This is a genomic window from Pseudomonas sp. LS2P72 (genome assembly GCF_054897865.1).
In genome coordinates this window covers 2113510-2131776 of sequence record NZ_CM142708.1, presented here as the reverse complement: position 1 = coordinate 2131776, position 18267 = coordinate 2113510, and the positions used below count along the sequence as shown (strand labels likewise).

Genomic DNA, 18267 nt, shown 5'->3' with positions numbered 1-18267 from the left:
CTACAGCACTCAGGAGCAACAAGTGCAAAGGGAGGTTCGATGCGCGTAAAGCCATGAAGGGGTTGCGCCAGGACACTTGAACATCAAGGGATTATCTGGCGATTAACGTCCTAGGCGACCTGGGAAAGCTTGGCGTTGGCCTGGCTCAGGCCTTTCTCCTGGAAGTCACCGCCCAGGTTCATGCCTTCGGCGTGAATGAACGTCACGTCGTGAATCCCGATGAAGCCCATGACCTGACGCAGGTACGGTTCCTGGTGATCAGCGGTGCTGCCAGCGTAGATCCCGCCGCGGGCGGTCAGCACGTAGGCACGCTTGCCGCTGAGCAAACCTTGCGGGCCGGTGTCGGTGTACTTGAAAGTCACGCCGGCACGCAGCACATGGTCGAGCCAGGCTTTAAGGGTGCTCGGGATGGCGAAGTTGTACATCGGCGCGGCCATGACCAGTACATCGGCGGCCAGTAGTTCGTCGGTCAACTGGTTGGAGCGTTCCAGGGAAACCTGTTCGATGTCGTTGCGCTGCTCGGCAGGTTTCATCCAGCCGCCCAGCAGGTTGATGTCCAGATGCGGCACCGGGTTGACGGCCAGGTCACGAACGGTGATCTGGTCGTTCGGGTGCGCGGTTTGCCACTGGCTGATGAAGGTCTGGGTCAGTTGACGCGAAACCGAGTCTTGCTGACGAGCGCTGCTTTCGATGATCAGAACGCGGGACATGGGATGTAGCCTCCATCTGAGAAAGTTGTAAGTCGATGGAGTGAAGGTTAAACAGAGTTAAATCGATGAAAAAGCGCAAATAACTGCTATAAACCATCAATAAATTCGTTTATAAGCTGAGCATGCCTTGTGGGAGTGAGACCGGCTTGCCGGCGATAGCGGTGTGTCAGCCAACATTAAATTAGATGACACACCGCTATCGCCGGCAAGCCGGTCTCACTCCTACAGGGGATTGATGTCATTTGGGCGTGCAGGTCAGCTCGATACGCAGCTTGATAATGCTGCGGGTGAACTTCGCAGTGGCGTTTTTGTGTTTGCCCGCCGGCACATCGATCTTGCGCGTACGCGGCGCTTCCGGGCCATTGGTGAAAACTGCCTTGCAGCTCGCATCGATGTCGCCGTAGTTGGCCACCCGGATGGAGCCGATGTCGTTATCCGTGTCGAAGGTCTCGTAGTCAATCTTCAAGCCGTTGAGGTTTTTCTTCACATCGATCGGATAAGCAAATGCCGTCAGCGGCAGCATCGCCAGCAGTACACAACCCGATACCACACAACAAAGCTTTTTCATTCAGCAGTCTCCATAAAGGGCTGCCAGCTTAGGACAAGAGGAGCTATTCATGAAAGCGCCCCGCGTGACCCTTGATCAATGGCGAACGTTACAGGCCGTGGTCGACCACGGCGGTTTCGCCCAGGCCGCCGAAGCGCTGCACCGCTCGCAATCATCGGTGAGCTACACCGTGGCGCGCATGCAGGACCAGCTCGGCGTACCGCTGTTGCGCATCGACGGCCGCAAAGCGGTGCTGACCGAAGCCGGCGGCGTGCTGCTGCGCCGTTCGCGGCAACTGGTGAAACAGGCCAGTCAGCTGGAAGACCTGGCCCATCACATGGAACAAGGCTGGGAAGCAGAAGTACGGCTGGTGGTCGACGCCGCCTACCCGAGCGCCCGTCTCGTCCGCGCCTTGACCGCGTTCATGCCGCAGAGCCGCGGATGCCGGGTGCGTCTGCGCGAAGAAGTGCTGTCGGGCGTAGAAGAAGTCTTGCTCGAAGGCGTGGCCGATCTGGCCATTACTGGCTTCAGCATTCCCGGTTACCTGGGTGCGGAATTGAGCGACGTCGAGTTCGTGGCTGTCGCTCACCCCGAACACCCGCTGCATCGTCTGAACCGCGAACTGAACTTCCAGGATCTTGAATCCCAGATGCAAGTGGTGATCCGCGACTCCGGTCGCCAGCAGCCACGGGACGTCGGCTGGCTCGGCGCGGAACAGCGCTGGACCGTCGGCAGCCTGGCCACTGCGGCAACTTTTGTCAGTAGCGGCCTGGGTTTCGCCTGGTTGCCTCGGCACATGATTGAACGGGAACTCAAGGAAGGTCTGCTCAAGCTGCTACCGTTGGACCAGGGCGGCAGCCGCAACCCGAGCTTCTACCTGTACTCGAACAAGGACAAACCCTTGGGTCCGGCCACGCAGATTCTCATCGAACTGCTGCGCACTTTCGACACTGCGCCGCTGGATGCACCTTTCGCCGCCCCTGAACAAGCCTGACACGGAGTGTACGCATGGCCTATTTCGAACACGAAGGTTGCAACCTGCACTATGAGGAATATGGCCACGGCACGCCGTTGCTGCTGGTCCACGGGCTCGGTTCCAGCACCCTGGACTGGGAAAAGCAGATCCCGGCGCTGTCGGCCCGCTACCGGGTGATCGTGCCGGATGTGCGCGGCCACGGTCGCTCCGACAAACCCCGCGAGCGATACAGCATCGCCGGGTTCAGCGCCGACCTGATCGCCCTGATTGAACACCTGAACCTCGGCCCCACTCATTACGTGGGCCTGTCCATGGGCGGCATGATCGGTTTTCAACTGGCCGTGGATCAGCCGCAATTGCTCAAAAGCCTGTGCATCGTCAACAGCGCGCCCGAGGTCAAACTGCGCAGCCGCGACGATTACTGGCAGTGGTTCAAGCGCTGGAGCCTGATGCGCGTCCTCAGTCTGGGCGCCATCGGCACGGCCCTGGGTGGCAAGCTGTTTCCCAAACCCGAACAGGGTGACCTGCGACAAAAAATGGCCGAGCGCTGGGCAAAAAACGACAAACATGCTTATCTCGCCAGCTTCGATGCGATTGTTGGCTGGGGGGTTCAGGAACGACTTTCGAGGGTCTCCTGTCCAACCCTCATCGTCAGCGCCGACCGTGACTACACACCGGTCTCGCTGAAAGAAACCTATGTAAAACTGCTGCCCGATGCGCGGCTGGTGGTGATCGCCGATTCGCGCCACGCTACCCCGCTGGATCAACCCGAAATGTTCAACCAAACGCTGCTCGAGTTTCTCACCGCAGTCGACACCACCTCACTCAGGATCACTGACCCATGCTGAAAAAAATCGCCCTCGTCGCTGGCTCCGTTCTGTTTGCCGCCAACCTGATGGCCGCAACGCCCGCCAAGGCGCCGCACGTGCTGCTGGAGACCACCAACGGCCAGATCGAAATCGAACTGGACCCGGTCAAGGCGCCGATCAGTACCAAGAACTTCCTTGATTACGTCAACAGCGGCTTCTACAACAACACGATTTTCCACCGTGTGATTCCGGGCTTCATGGTCCAGGGCGGCGGTTTCACTCAACAAATGCAGCAGAAAGAAACCAAGGCACCGATCAAGAACGAATCCAAAAACGGTCTGCATAACGTCCGTGGCACGCTGTCGATGGCCCGCACCTCCAATCCTGATTCGGCCACTAGCCAGTTCTTCGTGAACGTCAAGGACAATGACTTCCTCGACCAGGGCGACGGCTACGCGGTGTTCGGTAAAGTCGTGAAAGGCATGGACGTGGTGGACGTCATCGTCAATTCGCAAACCACCACCCGTGGCGGCATGAAAGATGTGCCAGCCGACCCTGTGTTCATCAAGTCGGCCAAAGTCATCGACTAAGCTTCACAGGAAGTCTTGAGCGGCTGCCGGAGTGCGCCGCTCACACTGTTCAATGGAGAGCCCGTGCGCGGGCGGAGAACTGATGCTTTATCGCCGTTTCGAGAAACTGATCGACATTTTCCGCGAGGCCCCGACGGCCGCTCCGCCGGATCGGGTTCTGCCGTTTTATACCTATTACTTGAAGCAGGTCTGGCCGAGTTTCGCCGTCCTGCTGCTCGTCGGTCTGATCGGTGCGCTGATCGAAGTGGCGCTGTTCAGCTACCTGAGTCGCATCATCGACCTGACCCAAGGCACACCTAACGTCGATTTCTTCAAGGAACACGGCATCGAGCTGGCCTGGATGGCGGTGGTAGCCCTGGTTTTTCGGCCGATTTTTGTTGGCCTGCATGACCTGCTGGTGCACCAGACCCTGAGCCCCAGCATGACCAGCCTGATCCGCTGGCAGAACCACAGTTATGTGCTCAAACAGAGCCTGAATTTTTTCCAGAACGACTTCGCCGGGCGCATCGCCCAACGCATCATGCAAACCGGCAACTCGCTGCGCGATTCGGCCGTGCAAGCGGTGGACGCGTTGTGGCACGTGCTGATCTACGCGATCAGTTCGCTGGTGCTGTTCGCTGAAGCCGACTGGCGCCTGATGATCCCGCTGCTGGTCTGGATCGCCGCCTTCATCAGTGCCCTTTACTACTTCGTGCCACGGGTCAAGGAACGCTCGGTGGTGTCCTCCGACGCGCGCTCCAAACTCATGGGGCGGATCGTCGACGGCTACACCAACATCACCACCCTGAAGCTGTTCGCCCACACCAACTTCGAGCAGCAATACGCGCGCGAAGCAATCAAGGAACAAACCGAAAAAGCCCAACTGGCCGGCCGCGTGGTCACCAGCATGGACGTGGTCATCACCAGCATGAACGGCTTGCTGATCGTCGGCACCACCGGCCTGGCCCTGTGGCTGTGGACGCAGTCGCTGATCACCGTAGGCGCCATTGCCCTGGCCACCGGCCTGGTGATCCGCATCGTCAACATGTCCGGCTGGATCATGTGGGTGGTCACCGGCATTTTCGAAAACATCGGCATGGTTCAGGACGGTTTGCAGACCATTTCCCAACCGGTCAGCGTCACCGATCGCGAGCAGGCCAAACCGTTGCTGGTCACCCGTGGCGAGGTGCGTTTCGAGCACGTGGATTTCCACTACGGCAAGAGGAGCGGGATCATCGGCGACCTCAACCTGACCATCAAGCCCGGCGAGAAAATCGGCCTGATCGGTCCGTCCGGTGCCGGCAAGTCAACCCTGGTCAACCTGCTGCTGCGCCTCTATGACGTGCAGGGCGGACGCATCCTCATCGACGACCAGAACATCGCCGAAGTCGGCCAGGAAAGCCTGCGCGAGCGCATTGGCATGATCACCCAGGACACGTCCCTGCTGCATCGCTCGATCCGTGACAATTTGCTGTACGGCAAACCCGACGCCAGCGACGCCGAACTCTGGGAAGCGGTACACAAGGCCCGCGCCGACGAGTTCATCCCGTTGTTGTCGGACTCCGAAGGTCGCACCGGTTTCGATGCCCACGTCGGTGAACGCGGGGTGAAACTCTCCGGCGGTCAGCGTCAGCGAATTGCGATTGCTCGCGTGCTGCTCAAGGACGCGCCGATCCTGATCATGGACGAGGCCACCTCGGCGCTGGACTCGGAAGTCGAAGCAGCGATCCAGGAAAGCCTCGAAACCCTGATGCAGGGCAAAACCGTGATTGCCATCGCTCACAGGCTCTCGACCATCGCCCGCATGGACCGGCTGGTGGTGCTGGAAAAAGGCAAGATCGCCGAAACCGGCAGCCACGCCGAACTGCTGGCCCATGGCGGCTTGTATGCGCGGTTGTGGCAGCACCAGACGGGTGGGTTTGTCGGCATCGATTGATCCTGCGGACCACCACCGACCCTGTGGGAGCGAGCCTGCTCGCGAAGAGGGAGTGTCAGTCGACATCAATGTTGCCTGACCCACCGCTATCGCGAGCAGGCTCGCTCCCACAGCGATCAACACAGAAAACCGCCACAATCCTTTAACCACGGGCTCTGGCGGTTTTTACTACATCGCCAATGGCAAGGAAGGCAGCTGAAGCCCGGGGCGAGGATCAGTCTTGCCGGTAAGGCAAGGCCGTCCTCGCTTCCTCGGCATACGCCAACACACCAACGCGCTCCTGCTGCAGAAAGTCTTTGACGGCCGCTTTCAGGCCGGGATGGCGCAAGTAATGCCATGAATGAGTGATCACCGGTTCAAACCCGCGAATCAACTTGTGCTCGCCCTGGGCACCGGCATCGAATCGCTGGAAGCCATTGGCAATCGCGTAGTCCATGCCCTGATAGAAACAGGTCTCGAAGTGCAGACGGTCGAACTCCGCCAGACAGCCCCAGTAACGACCGTAAAAGCTGTCGCCCCCCACCAGACTGAAGGCCATGGCCACCGGCCGTGAGCCTTGCTTGGCCAACACCACACGAATCGACTCAGGCATGCGCTCGGCCAGCAAACTGAAAAACTCCCGCGTCAGATAGGGCCTTTGCCGACGCACTGCGTAGGTGTTGGCGTAGCAGGCATAGACAAAATCCCACTGCACCTGATCGAGTTGCCTGCCTTCAAGCCACTCGAATTCAATGCCCTGCCCCGCCACTTGTTCGCGTTCCTTGCGCATCTGCTTGCGCTTGCGCGAACTGAGGACGTCGAGGAAGTCCTGAAAGTCCCGATAGCCACGATTCTGCCAGTGGTATTGACAGCCGATTCGCTGCAACCAGCCCGGCTGCTCGGCCATGGCCGCGTCTGTGAACGGGTCGGTGAAGTTGATGTGGGCACTGGAAAGTTCTTCGATCTCAAGGTAGCCCGGCAGGCTTTTCAACAGTTCGAAGCCGTCCTCGAGCGTGGCCGCCAGCAAACGCGGGCCACTGACCGGACTGAACGGCACAGCCGTCAGCAGTTTGGGGTAGTAATCAATACCGGCACGCTCACAGGCATCGGCCCAGGCGTGATCGAACACGTACTCGCCGTAGGAATGCCATTTGCGGTAACTGGGCAGCGCGGCGATCAGGCGATCGCCTTCGATGTGCAGCAAATGCTCGGGTTGCCAGCCGGAATGAGGGCCGACGCTGCCGCTGTCTTCCAGTGTGCTGAGAAAGGCGTGGCGCAGAAAGGGCTGATTCTCGGGCACCAGGGCGTCCCACGTCTGCGACGCGATTTCGGACAGACGTTCCAGACGTTGCAGCGGCATCAGTTCTTCCCTACTTCGTTGCGTGAAAGCCCGGCGAGTATCGCCCATCGCCAAAAAATCCACACGAGCAATCCGCCGACAGGGCTCTGGACCAGGGTGTACGCCATATTTGTATCGTCATCGAGACGCCATCACATTGCCACTGCTCTGTCATAAACCATCGCGATACTGGCGCCTGTTTTTAGAGCGCCGGGTTCTAAACCTGGTCACTGTTTTCCGTCCGTCAACGGTCGGTTGTGTCCTGGATGGCTCAGTCATCCCATTACATCTTCGGAGATTGATATGCGTCTTGCTTCCACGAAAACTGCGGCGGCCTTGTGTGGCGGGTTGCTGCTGGCCATGAGTGTTCCGGCCAGCGCCGCAGTCGACGCCAAACTGCTCGACATGCTCAAGGCAAACGGCTCGATTTCGCCTGCGCAGTACACCGAACTGCAAGCCGAGCTGGCCAGGGATCAGAAAGACCAGCAAATCGCCCGCCAGGCTCAACAAGAGACTAACGAGCAGATCGCAGCGACTGCGAAGAAAACCAATGAACTGAGTACCTTCGACCAGAAACTGGCGTGGGCTGCCAAGACCCAATTCAAGGGTGACGTGCGTTTCCGTCAGGAAACGGTCAAGAACGATGGCGTACCGAACACCGGTGACCAGGATCGTCAACGTATCCGTGTCCGCCTGGGTGCCTACACTGCAATCAACCCGCAAGTGGACACCGGCATCCGTATTGCCACTGGCAGCGACAACGATTCTCGCTCCACTAACCAGAGTCTGGACAACAATTTCACCAAGAAGGATATCTGGCTGGACCAGGGTTACGTCGACTACCACCCTGACGCCATCAAGAACCTGCACCTCGTTGGCGGCAAGATGCCACAACAATGGGTGAGCATGGGCGACATCATCTGGGATAGCGACATCAGCCCGGAAGGTCTGGCACTGACTTACAAATACCCGCTGGGCGGCAGCACCGAACTGTTCGGTAGCGCCGGCCACTACACCCTCAAGGACAACGTCGACGGTGAAGGCAAGCAGTTCCGTCACGACCTGCGTCTGTACGCAGGTCAGTTGGGGGCGCGCTTCGCGATCACCGACAACTTGAAAATGACGCTGGGCGGCAGTCTCTACGCTTACGACAACGACAACGACATCAGCAATACCTGTACGGCGAACACCTGCCGACTGGCCATTAACGGCAACTCGGCGAACGAACAGTTCAAACTGTACGAAGGCTTTGGTCAGCTCGACATCGGCGGCCTGCCAATGCCGCTGTCGATTTACGGTCAAGTGGTCAACAACGACGATGCCAGCAACGATCAGGACATGGGCTGGTTGGCCGGTGTCAAGACCAACGTCTTCGGCTTCGGCGTGGACTACAACTACCGTGACGTACAGCGTAATGCCGTGGTCGGCGCCTTCACCGACTCCGACTTCGCCAACGGTTTCACCGGTTCGCGTGGCAGCAAGTTGAAAGTGAGCTACGAGATCGACAAGAACTTCGCCCTCGGCGCGACATACTTGATGGCTGAATCCGACTACACCAACGCCACCCTGCGGGACTCGAAAATCAACACCCTGCAACTGGATGCTGAAGCCAAGTTCTGATTCCCCGCTACACGACTCGGGCAAGGAAGCCCGAGCCGCTTTTACAAACTCGCGTTGTGGTATCGGTCCCCATCATCCGTCCGATACTGCAGCGCGAGTTTTTTTGTTGGCGAACCCTGCGGACACCTGTGGTGAGGGGATTTATCCCCGTTCGGCTGCGAAGCAGTCGTAAAACCATTCGCTGCGGTCAGTCTGGAAAATGCGGTTGCCTGTTTTGGGACCGCTTCGCGCTCCAACGGGGATAAATCCCCTCGCCACAGAAAAATCCCCACACACAAGTAAATCCCCTTGCCATAAAGCCCTTCGATCGCATCAGCGCTTGCGCAGAATCACGCTACCAATCGAGTAACCGGCGCCGAACGAGCTGAGCACGGCCAGCGAACCGGCCGCCAGATCGTCCTGGTTCTTGTGAAACGCAATCACGGAACCGGCGGAGCTGGTGTTGGCGTAGGTGTCGAGAATCACCGGCGCTTCTTCTTCGGTGGCTTCGCGGCCCAGCAGTTTCTTGACGATCAGGTGGTTCATGCTGAGGTTGGCCTGGTGCAGCCAGAAGCGTTTCACGTCGCTGATGTTGAGCGTGTTCTCTTCCAGGTGCGTAGCGATCAGCTCGGCGACCATCGGGCAGACATCGCGGAACACCTTGCGGCCTTCCTGCACGAACAGTTTGTCCTTGGCACCGATGCCCTCTTCCGCCGCGCGGTTGAGGAAGCCGAAGTTGTTGCGGATGTTGTTGGAGAACTTGGTCAGCAGCTTGGTGCTGACCACATCGAACTGATACTTGGACGTTGCCAGGTCAGCACGCTCGATGATCACCGCGGTAGCGGCGTCGCCGAAGATGAAGTGGCTGTCACGGTCGCGGAAGTTCAGGTGACCGGTGCAGACTTCCGGGTTGACCATCAGGATCGCCCGGGCCTGGCCCAGTTGCACGCTGTTGGTCGCCGCCTGAATGCCGAAGGTCGCCGAGGAGCAGGCGACGTTCATGTCGTAACCGAAACCCTGGATGCCCAAGGCTTCCTGGACTTCGATGGCGATGGCCGGATAGGCCCGTTGCAGGTTGGAGCAGGCGACGATCACGCCGTCGATGTCCGCGGCGGTTTTGCCGGCACGCTGCAAGGCTTGCTCGGCGGCGCCGATGGCCATTTGGCAAAGCACCGACCACTCGTCATTCGAGCGTTCCGGCAGGCGTGGCGCCATGCGTTGCGGATCGAGAATGCCTTCCTTGTCCATGACAAAGCGGCTTTTGATGCCAGACGCCTTTTCAATAAACGCCGCGCTGGACTCGGTCAACGCTTCGATTTCGCCGCGCGCGATGGCGTCGGCATTGTCGGCGTTGAATTGCGCGACGTAAGCGTTGAAAGACTGCACCAGCTCTTCGTTGGAGATGCTGTTGGCCGGGGTGTACAGGCCGGTGCCGCTGATGACGACGTTATGCATGGTCGTTTCTCTAATCTGTTCAGGCAGAAAGTGTTGGCACCGACGTACCAACACACAAAGGATCTGCTCCCGTCAGGGGGAGCAAACCTGGCATCGCTTATTCCGATCCGCCCAGACCTGTGAAGGCTCAAAACCGCGGGGCCGGCGTTTATAGGCGCGAAGTTTGCCATAAACATTGGGTTTTGGCGCCTTTTTGCTGGATCAAACGCCTGCCTCAAATGCAACCGCGTACCTGTAGGAGCACGGCTTGCCGGCGATGGCGGCCTTGAGATCGCTATCGCGAGCAAGCTTTGATCCTACAAGTGTTCGACTCAGGGTTCGACCTGGGTCCACTGCTTGTTCAGGCGCTTATCGGAGATCGGCACCTTGGTCCCCAATTGTTGGGCGAACAGGGAAACCCGGTATTCCTCCAGCCACCAGCGGTAGAGTTCCAGCTGCGGATCGCGTTTGCCTTCCTGGGCATGTTTGTTGGCGCGGGTTTGATATTGCGTCCACAGGCCAGACAACTCGCCACTCCAGACCCGATCCCTTTGCACCTGAGCGCCGATTTTCTCGAAGCGCTGCTCGACCGCTTTCAGATAGCGCGGCAGCTCCTTGAGCCACTGCATCGGGGTTTCCCGGACAAACCCCGGATACACCAGATGACTGAGTTGCTGCTTGATGTCATTCAGGGCCACGGCTTGCGCCAGGTCAATCTTGCCCTTGAAGCGTTTTTGCAGGCCGTGCCAGAGCTTGAGAATCTCCAGCGTCAGCTTGGCCAGCCGTTCGGCGTGCTCGGTCCAGCCGCTGCGCTTGCGTTCGGCCAGTGAGGCCAACCCGGCGCCATCACGCGGCAACGGGTCTTCGCCATCGAGAATGCAGCTGTCGAGGCTGGCCAGCAGGATGTCTTCGACCAGGCTGTCGATGCGCCCCATGTCGCGGTACATCAGGCCCAATTCGGTCAGCCCCGGCAACTTGCTGCGCAGGAACTTCGCCGGTTCGGCCAGTTGCTGCATCAGCAAACGCTGCAAGGCCCGACGATGCTGGAACTCGGCTTCGGCCGGCGTCGAGAAACGTCCTTCCTTGACCGTACCGCTCTCTTCCACCAGCGCCGGATACACCGTCATCGATAGCCCGGCGATCTTCTGCTGGGTTTTCTCGGCGACGGCGGCAAACACTTTCGGCTCCACCGGTTGCTGGTTTTTCGCGGTTTGCGGCACGGCCAACGCAGCCTGACTGGCTTCGGCAAAGCGTGCGGTCAGTTCCGCCAGATCACGCCCCTCGCCCAGGAACTTGCCTTGGCCGTCGACGATTTCCAGGTTCATCCGCAAATGACTGTCGACCTGCTGCGACGCTTCGGCCCAGGCTTCATCGCTGACCCGCGCACCGGTCATGCGCAACAATTCGCGACCCAACGCCTGCGGCAACGAGCCCTCGGCGAAAGTCATGCGTTGCAAGGCGGCTTTGACGAAGTCCGGCACCGGCACGAAATTCTTGCGCAACGCTTTGGGCAGGTTGCGCACCAGCGCGATGCACTTGGCCTCGATCACGCCGGGCACCAGCCACTCCAGGCGTTCTGGCGGCAGCATCGGCAACAACGGCGCCGGCACACGCAGGGTCACGCCGTCACGCGGGTGGTTCGGTTCGAAGTGGTAGCTCAGCGCCAACTCGAGATCACCGATGTGCAAGGTGTCCGGGTAATGCAGCGCGGTGACTTCACTCGCCTCCCGGGCCAGCACGTCTTCTTCGCGCATGATCAGCAGTTGCGGGTCTTTCTGGCTGTTGACCCGGTACCAGCTGTCGAAGGTCGCAGTCTGGTGGATCTCCGCCGGCAGTCGCGCATCGTAGAAGGCGAACAGGGTTTCTTCGTCAGCCAGAATGTCGCGACGGCGAGCCTTGGCTTCCAGTTCGTCGAGCTGTTCCAGCAGCTGCGCATTGGCCGTCAGGCACTTGGCTTTGGACTGAATCTCGCCGCGCACCAGACCTTCACGAATGAAAAACTCACGAGACACCACCGGGTCGATCGGCCCGTAATGCACCGGCCGGCGACCGACCACGATCAGCCCGAACAAAGTGATCTGCTCGAACGCCACGACCTGTCCGCGCTTCTTCTCCCAATGGGGTTCGAAGTGGTTTTTCTTGATCAGGTGCCCGGCCAAGGGCTCGATCCAGTCGGCGTCGATCTTGGCGACCATGCGCGCGTAGAGCTTGGTGGTTTCCACCAGTTCGGCGGCCATCAGCCATTGCGGACGCTTTTTACCGAGGCCCGATGACGGGTGAATCCAGAAACGCCGCTGACGGGCGCCGAGGTAGTCGCCGTCTTCGGTTTTCTGGCCGATCTGGCTGAGCAGCCCCGAGAGCACGGCTTTGTGCAGTTTCGGGTAATCCGCCGGCTCTTTATTGAGGCTCAACTGCATGTCGCGGCAGATCAGGCTCAGTTGACGGTGAGAGTCGCGCCATTCGCGCAGACGCAGGTAATTCAGGAAATTCTTGCGGCACCAATTGCGCAGCGGGCTGGCGGTCAGGGCCTGTCGCTGTTCTTCGAAACCGCGCCACAGATTGACCAGCCCGGCGAAGTCCGAGTCCACGTCTTTCCATTGCGCGTGCGCCTGATCGGCCGCTTGCTGACGTTCCGGCGGCCGTTCACGCGGGTCCTGAATCGACATGGCGCTGGCGACGATCAGCACTTCCTGCAAGCTGCCGAGTTTTGCCGCTTCCAGCAACATGCGGCCCATGCGCGGGTCCACCGGTAGCCGCGCCAATTGGCGGCCAAGCGGTGTCAGCTGGCTGTTGCGGTCGACCGCCGAGAGTTCTTGCAGCAGGTTGAAACCGTCGCTGATGGCTTTGCCATCCGGCGGTTCGATAAACGGGAAATCGGTGATCTCGCCGAGGCGCAGATGCAGCATCTGCAAAATCACCGCGGCGAGGTTGGTCCGCAGGATTTCCGGGTCGGTAAATTCCGGGCGACCGATGAAATCTTCTTCGCCGTAAAGGCGGATGCAAATGCCGGGCTCGACCCGCCCGCAGCGACCTTTACGCTGGTTGGCGCTGGCCTGGGAAATGGCTTCGATGGGCAGGCGCTGGACCTTGGCGCGGTAGCTGTAACGGCTGATGCGCGCGGTGCCGCTGTCGATCACGTAACGAATGCCCGGCACGGTCAGCGAGGTTTCCGCGACGTTGGTCGCCAGGACCACGCGTCGGCCTGGGTGCGACTGGAAAATTCGCTGCTGTTCGGCCGGCGACAGCCGTGCGTAGAGCGGCAGAATTTCGGTGTGCTTGAGCTGAGCCTTGCGCAGCATGTCGGCGGCGTCGCGAATCTCGCGCTCGCCGGGCAGGAACACCAGCACATCGCCGGGGCTCTTGCGCTCGCTGCGTTCGAACGCGGCGATTTCGTCGAGGGTGGCGAGGATCGCCTGATCCACCGTCAAGTCATCCTCGACGCGGTTGCCCTCTTCGTCTTGCTCCAGGGTCAGCGGGCGGTACCAGGTTTCCACGGGGAAGGTGCGGCCGGAGACTTCGACAATTGGCGCATCATCGAAATGCTTGGAGAAACGCTCCAGGTCGATGGTCGCCGAGGTGATGATGACTTTCAGGTCCGGGCGACGCGGCAGCAGGGTTTTCAGGTAACCGAGCAGGAAGTCGATGTTCAGGCTGCGTTCGTGGGCTTCGTCGACGATGATCGTGTCGTAGCGTTCGAGGTAGCGGTCGTTCTGGGTTTCCGCCAGCAGGATGCCGTCGGTCATCAGTTTGATCAGGGTGTTGGAATCGCTCTGATCCTCGAACCGCACCTGATAGCCGACCAGTGCGCCCAAGGGTGTTGCCAGTTCTTCGGCGACCCGGCTCGCCACGCTGCGGGCGGCGATTCGACGGGGCTGGGTGTGGCCGATCAGACCATGCTGACCGCGACCGATTTCCAGGCAGATCTTCGGCAACTGGGTGGTTTTACCCGAACCGGTTTCACCGGCAATGATCAGCACTTGATGCTTGAGCAGCGCTGCTTTGATTTCGTCGCGCTTGGCGGCGATCGGCAGGCTGTCGTCGTAACGAATCACCGGCAGGCTGGCCCGCCGCGCCAACACCTGATCACAGGACGCCTGCGTGCGCGTCACCCACTGGGCCAGCTTGGCCTCGTCAGGTTTCTTGCGCAGCTCAAGCAACTGCCGCCGCAGCCGGTGGCGGTCGGCGAGCATGGCGTGATCGAGGTTTTTCAGCAGTTTGTCGATGGAAGGCGATTCGTCAGTCATCAGGTACGCAATAAGTCGTCTAGTGGCGCAGGCTGCGGATTGTCGCAGATTTTACGACCGCTGCGCGGCCGATCGCGAGCAGGCTCGCTCCCACATTGGATCTATAGCGACCACAAAATCGGGGGCACCACGGTCAAAGGTGGGAGCGAGCCTGCTCGCGATCGATTGCGCAGCAATCGCAGAGAACTACTCGTTATCCAACCCCTTGCGGCGATACGGGAACACGTCGATGACCTTCCCGGCGCGAATGGCTTCTTGAAGGCTTTTCCAGTAATCGGCGTTGTACAACTCACCATGCAACTGATCAAACAACTTCCTTTGCCCCGAATCAGCAAACAAAAACGGCGGAAACTCTTCAGGAAACACATCCAGCGGCCCGATCGAATACCAAGGCTCCGACGCCATCTCGTCTTCCGGCGTGCGCGGTAGCGGGATGTGCCGGAAGTTGGCCTCGGTCAGAAAGCAGATCTCGTCATAGTCATAAAACACCACCCGCCCGTGACGGGTAACGCCGAAGTTCTTCAGCAGCATGTCGCCGGGGAAGATGTTCGCCGCCGCCAGTTGCTTGATCGCCAGGCCGTAATCCTCCAGTGCCTCGCGGACCTGAGCGTCGTTGGCGTTCTCCAGATACAGGTTCAACGGCGTCATCCGCCGTTCGGTCCAGCAGTGGCGGATCAGCACGGTGTCACCCTCTACCGACACGGTGGACGCTGCCACTTCGAGCAATTCGTCCAGACAGGCCGGGTCGAACTTGCTCAACGGGAAACGGAAGTCGGCGAATTCCTGAGTGTCGGCCAGACGCCCGACCCGGTCGACACTTTTCACCAAACGGTACTTCTCGATCACCGTGGCGCGGTCGACGTTCTTTGACGGCGAGAAGCGGTCCTTGATGATTTTGAATACGGTATTGAATCCCGGCAGGGTAAACACGCTCATCACCATGCCACGCACGCCCGGGGCCATGATGAACTGGTCGTCGGTGTTGGCCAGGTGATTGATCAGCGCCCGGTAGAACTCGGATTTTCCGTGTTTGTAAAAGCCGATCGAGGTGTACAGCTCGGCGATGTGTTTGCCCGGCAGAATGCGCTTGAGGAAACCGATGAACTCGGCCGGCACCGGCACGTCGACCATGAAATACGAACGGGTGAACGAGAAGATGATCGATACGTCCGCTTCATCGGTGATCAGCGCATCGATCTGAATCCCGCGACCTTCGCGGTGCAGCAGCGGAATCACCAGCGGCCATTGTTCGTCCTGGGTGTAGATGCGCCCCACCAGGTACGCGCCTTTGTTGCGGTAAAGCACCGAAGAAAACAGCTCGACGCTCAACTCCGGATCCTTGCAGACCCAGTCCGGCAGGTTCTCGCGCAATTGCCCTTCGAGTCGAGACAGGTCGCCCGCCAGATTGGCGTAATCCTCGCTGAAGCGGTAGTCGGCAAAAATGCTCGCGAGCATTCCGGACAACTGGCCGTGGGGCTTGTACGTGCGGGTTTGTGCGGCGCGGGCACGGCGCAGGCTCGGTCGGGTGGTGTGGATGAACATGCAGCCGTCGCTGATCAGGTCGTGGCTGAACAGCCCGCAGAAGATCGAGTTGTACCAGGTTTCGGACAGTTCATCGTCGAAGCGCAGGTCGATGAGCGTGATGTAAGCGCTTTTGACCAGCGGCCAGCAGCTGACATCCAGCGTGTCGTCGTCGAAAGCGATGTGTAGCCGCCCCACCGTTTCGCTGACTTTTTCTTCGTAGAGATTGATCCGCGCGGCCGACGCCGATTGCGTCTCCTGCCACTTGGCCTGCTCGAAGCGGGCCCGGGCGCCGTCGGTGATCTGGCGGAAATGCTCGCGATAATCGTCAAAGCCATCGAGGATCATTCGGGCGATGTCGGCGGCTGGCCATTGCTGCGGCATAGGTAAAACCTCGGCGGCTGATTCTTATCGTTGGGGCCTGAGCTTAGTGGCCCTTTGTTACGCAACGCAACCATTGCCTTGCGTCCTGACTGGCGCGACACTTGCGCGCCAATCAAGGAAGGAAAGCGCTGTGAACCCCGTCGATACTCTGCGTTTGTTGTCGCTTGCCGCCATTTGGGGCGCGAGCTTTCTGTTCATGCGCATCATCGCCCCGGTGATTGGCACAATCCCCACTGCTTTTTTCCGCGTGTCGATTGCCGCGGTCGGTCTGTTGGTGATTCTCGGGCTGATGCGCATCAGTTGGGACTTCAAAGGCAAACTCAAAACCGTGATGCTGCTAGGGGTGATCAACTCCGGGATTCCGGCGACCCTCTATTCGGTGGCCGCGCAAGTGCTGCCGGCCGGTTATTCGGCGATTTTCAACGCCACCACCCCATTAATGGGCGTGCTGATCGGCGGTCTGTTCTTCCATGAAAGGCTTACCGCCGCCAAACTTGGCGGCGTGTTCCTCGGGCTGTTGGGCGTGGGCATCCTGACCCGAGCCGGTCCGGTGGCGTTCGACATGGAACTGCTGATGGGCGCCCTCGCCTGCCTGCTCGCCACGACCTGCTACGGTTTCGCCGGGTTCCTCGCGCGCCGCTGGCTTGATCAGGCCGGTGGTCTCGACAGTCGTCTATCGGCGGTGGGCAGCATGCTCGGCGCGACGTTGTTTCTGTTGCCGCTGTTCGGTTACAGCGTGATCAGCCAGCCACCGGAGAGCTGGGGCGGCTGGAGTGTCTGGTTGTCGCTGCTGGGTTTGGGGCTGGTATGTACGGCGCTTGCGTACATTATTTACTTCCGGTTGCTCAGTTCGGTCGGGCCGGTGAAGTCGATGACCACAACCTTTCTGATTCCGCCGTTCGGGGTGTTGTGGGGGGCGTTGTTGCTGGATGAGCCGTTGTCGATGGCGCACATCTATGGCGGGGTGTTGATTGCGGCGGCGTTGTGGTTGGTGTTGAAGACGGCGGTGGTGAAGTCGAAAGAGGTGGTTGCCAGGTAGTTTTGCGGTGCGGGCCGAGCAAGCGCTAGCCAAATAAAAAAGGCCTGGAACTCATGCCCCAGGCCTTGTTTTGTTTCAGCCGTTTTTACGGAATACGAACACCAGACCGATGATGATCAGCAACATGCCAAGCATGCTCAACGCCGCCAGCCGGTTGCCGAAAATCAGGTAGTCCATCACCGCCGTCACCGCCGGCACCAGGTAAAACAGACTGGTGACATTGACCAGGTTGCCCCGGGCGATCAAGCGATACAGCAGCAAGGTTGCCAGCACCGACACCACCAATCCCATCCACAACACCGGTACGATAAAACCGGTGCTGTGTTCGAAATGAAAGGGTTGGAACGGCACGAAGACTCCGCAGAGCAACAGCCCCGCCAGGTACTGTACTGGCAGCGTGCCGAGTGGATTGTCGGTGATGCGTTTCTGCATGATCGAGCCGAATGTCATGCTCGCCAGCGCCAGCAAACCGAAGAGCATACCGGCCAATGACATACCAGCCAGACCGATGCCTTGGTAAACCACCATGATCAACCCGGCCAAACCCAGCGTCAGACCAAACATTCTGCTGGCTGAGCGCTGACGCTCCATGATCACCACCGTGAGAATGGGCTGCACGCCCATGATCGTGGCCATGACGCCGGGTGTGACTTTCAGGTCCAGGGCCAGCAGATAGAAAATCTGATAAGCCCCCAGCAACACCACGCCTGTGGCCATCGCATACACCATCGGCTTGCCAGCCTTGGGCAGCTTCAACTTGAGCAACGGCACCAGCAGCACCAATCCGCAGATTGCGATAGCGAAGCGAAACAGCAGAAAGGCAAAGGGTGACGCGTGGGCCAGGCCCCATTTGGAGAAGATCGCCCCGCTGCTCCACAGCAGAACGAACAGGCTCGTGGACGCCGCCGCGAGCGCGGATTGTTTCGAAAGGACAAACATGAATACCACCTGTAGTCAGGCAAAAAGCCAACTCAGCCGAAGCTGAAATTCAGTAGTTTTTTCAGGCGGGCGCTTTTTCAGACGGGCGTGGGAACAGCAGAAAAAAGCTGATCAGCCCGAAAAGCCAACGCCTGGCGGTGATACGACTGCGCACACCGGCGTGCTACTGACAGGTGGAGGGTAATGACTGATCTGCGCAGGCTGCAGATTCCCACACGGCACGACGCCAGCGTTGACCGCTG

General features: G+C 59.6%; 12 protein-coding genes and 1 pseudogene. 6 read left to right on the top strand and 7 right to left on the bottom strand.

Annotation, left to right across the window (positions count from 1 at the left end; translation table 11 throughout):
• Positions 1–110: 110 nt before the first annotated feature.
• Positions 111–710 (bottom strand): FMN-dependent NADH-azoreductase, encoded by a 600-nt coding sequence (locus tag ACYZUA_RS09925; RefSeq protein WP_461962948.1) that lies wholly within the window; start codon positions 708–710, stop codon positions 111–113.
• 238 nt (positions 711–948) lie between these two features.
• A complete protein-coding gene (locus ACYZUA_RS09920) occupies positions 949–1278 on the bottom strand; it encodes a 3-phosphoglycerate kinase (protein WP_461962947.1) in 330 nt (109 codons plus the stop codon).
• A gap of 49 nt (positions 1279–1327) precedes the next feature.
• On the opposite strand from ACYZUA_RS09920, the gene ACYZUA_RS09915 reads away from it, so the two are divergent.
• The 4 genes and pseudogenes from ACYZUA_RS09915 (at position 1328) to ACYZUA_RS09900 (ending at position 5547) form a co-directional block, all read left to right on the top strand.
• Entirely contained in the window at positions 1328–2251 is a 924-nt protein-coding gene (locus ACYZUA_RS09915) for a LysR family transcriptional regulator (RefSeq protein ID WP_056742659.1), read from the top strand.
• Between the two features lie 14 nt (positions 2252–2265).
• Positions 2266–3071, top strand: a pseudogene (locus ACYZUA_RS09910) (alpha/beta fold hydrolase).
• A gap of 3 nt (positions 3072–3074) precedes the next feature.
• Positions 3075–3632, top strand: a complete 558-nt coding sequence (locus ACYZUA_RS09905; protein WP_461962946.1) for a peptidylprolyl isomerase — start codon at positions 3075–3077, stop codon at positions 3630–3632.
• Between the two features lie 82 nt (positions 3633–3714).
• Positions 3715–5547 carry an ABC transporter ATP-binding protein gene (locus ACYZUA_RS09900; RefSeq protein ID WP_461962945.1) on the top strand — a complete coding sequence of 611 codons (1833 nt, stop codon included), beginning with the start codon at positions 3715–3717 and terminating at the stop codon, positions 5545–5547.
• Between the two features lie 214 nt (positions 5548–5761).
• On the opposite strand, the gene ACYZUA_RS09895 is transcribed toward ACYZUA_RS09900, so the two are convergent.
• A complete protein-coding gene (locus tag ACYZUA_RS09895) occupies positions 5762–6886 on the bottom strand; it encodes a GNAT family N-acetyltransferase (protein ID WP_461962944.1) in 1125 nt (374 codons plus the stop codon).
• A gap of 282 nt (positions 6887–7168) precedes the next feature.
• Between ACYZUA_RS09895 and ACYZUA_RS09890 the strand changes: the two genes are divergently transcribed.
• Entirely contained in the window at positions 7169–8485 is a 1317-nt protein-coding gene (locus ACYZUA_RS09890) for a putative porin (RefSeq protein WP_309677317.1), read from the top strand.
• Between the two features lie 312 nt (positions 8486–8797).
• Here ACYZUA_RS09890 and ACYZUA_RS09885 read toward each other — a convergent pair whose 3' ends face one another.
• From ACYZUA_RS09885 to aceK, 3 genes are all read right to left on the bottom strand, one after another.
• Positions 8798–9919 (bottom strand): beta-ketoacyl-ACP synthase III, encoded by a 1122-nt coding sequence (locus ACYZUA_RS09885; RefSeq protein WP_461962943.1) that lies wholly within the window; start codon positions 9917–9919, stop codon positions 8798–8800.
• Between the two features lie 311 nt (positions 9920–10230).
• A complete protein-coding gene (gene hrpA, locus ACYZUA_RS09880) occupies positions 10231–14142 on the bottom strand; it encodes an ATP-dependent RNA helicase HrpA (RefSeq protein ID WP_461962942.1) in 3912 nt (1303 codons plus the stop codon).
• Between the two features lie 186 nt (positions 14143–14328).
• Complete coding sequence (gene aceK, locus ACYZUA_RS09875) at positions 14329–16047, bottom strand: bifunctional isocitrate dehydrogenase kinase/phosphatase (RefSeq protein ID WP_461962941.1); 1719 nt, start codon at positions 16045–16047, stop codon at positions 14329–14331.
• 130 nt (positions 16048–16177) lie between these two features.
• On the opposite strand from aceK, the gene ACYZUA_RS09870 reads away from it, so the two are divergent.
• Complete coding sequence (locus tag ACYZUA_RS09870; RefSeq protein WP_461962940.1) at positions 16178–17086, top strand: DMT family transporter; 909 nt, start codon at positions 16178–16180, stop codon at positions 17084–17086.
• Positions 17087–17161: 75 nt separating this feature from the next.
• Here the strand turns inward: ACYZUA_RS09870 and ACYZUA_RS09865 are convergent, their stop codons facing one another.
• Positions 17162–18025 carry a DMT family transporter gene (locus ACYZUA_RS09865; protein WP_461962939.1) on the bottom strand — a complete coding sequence of 288 codons (864 nt, stop codon included), beginning with the start codon at positions 18023–18025 and terminating at the stop codon, positions 17162–17164.
• Positions 18026–18267: the final 242 nt, after the last annotated feature.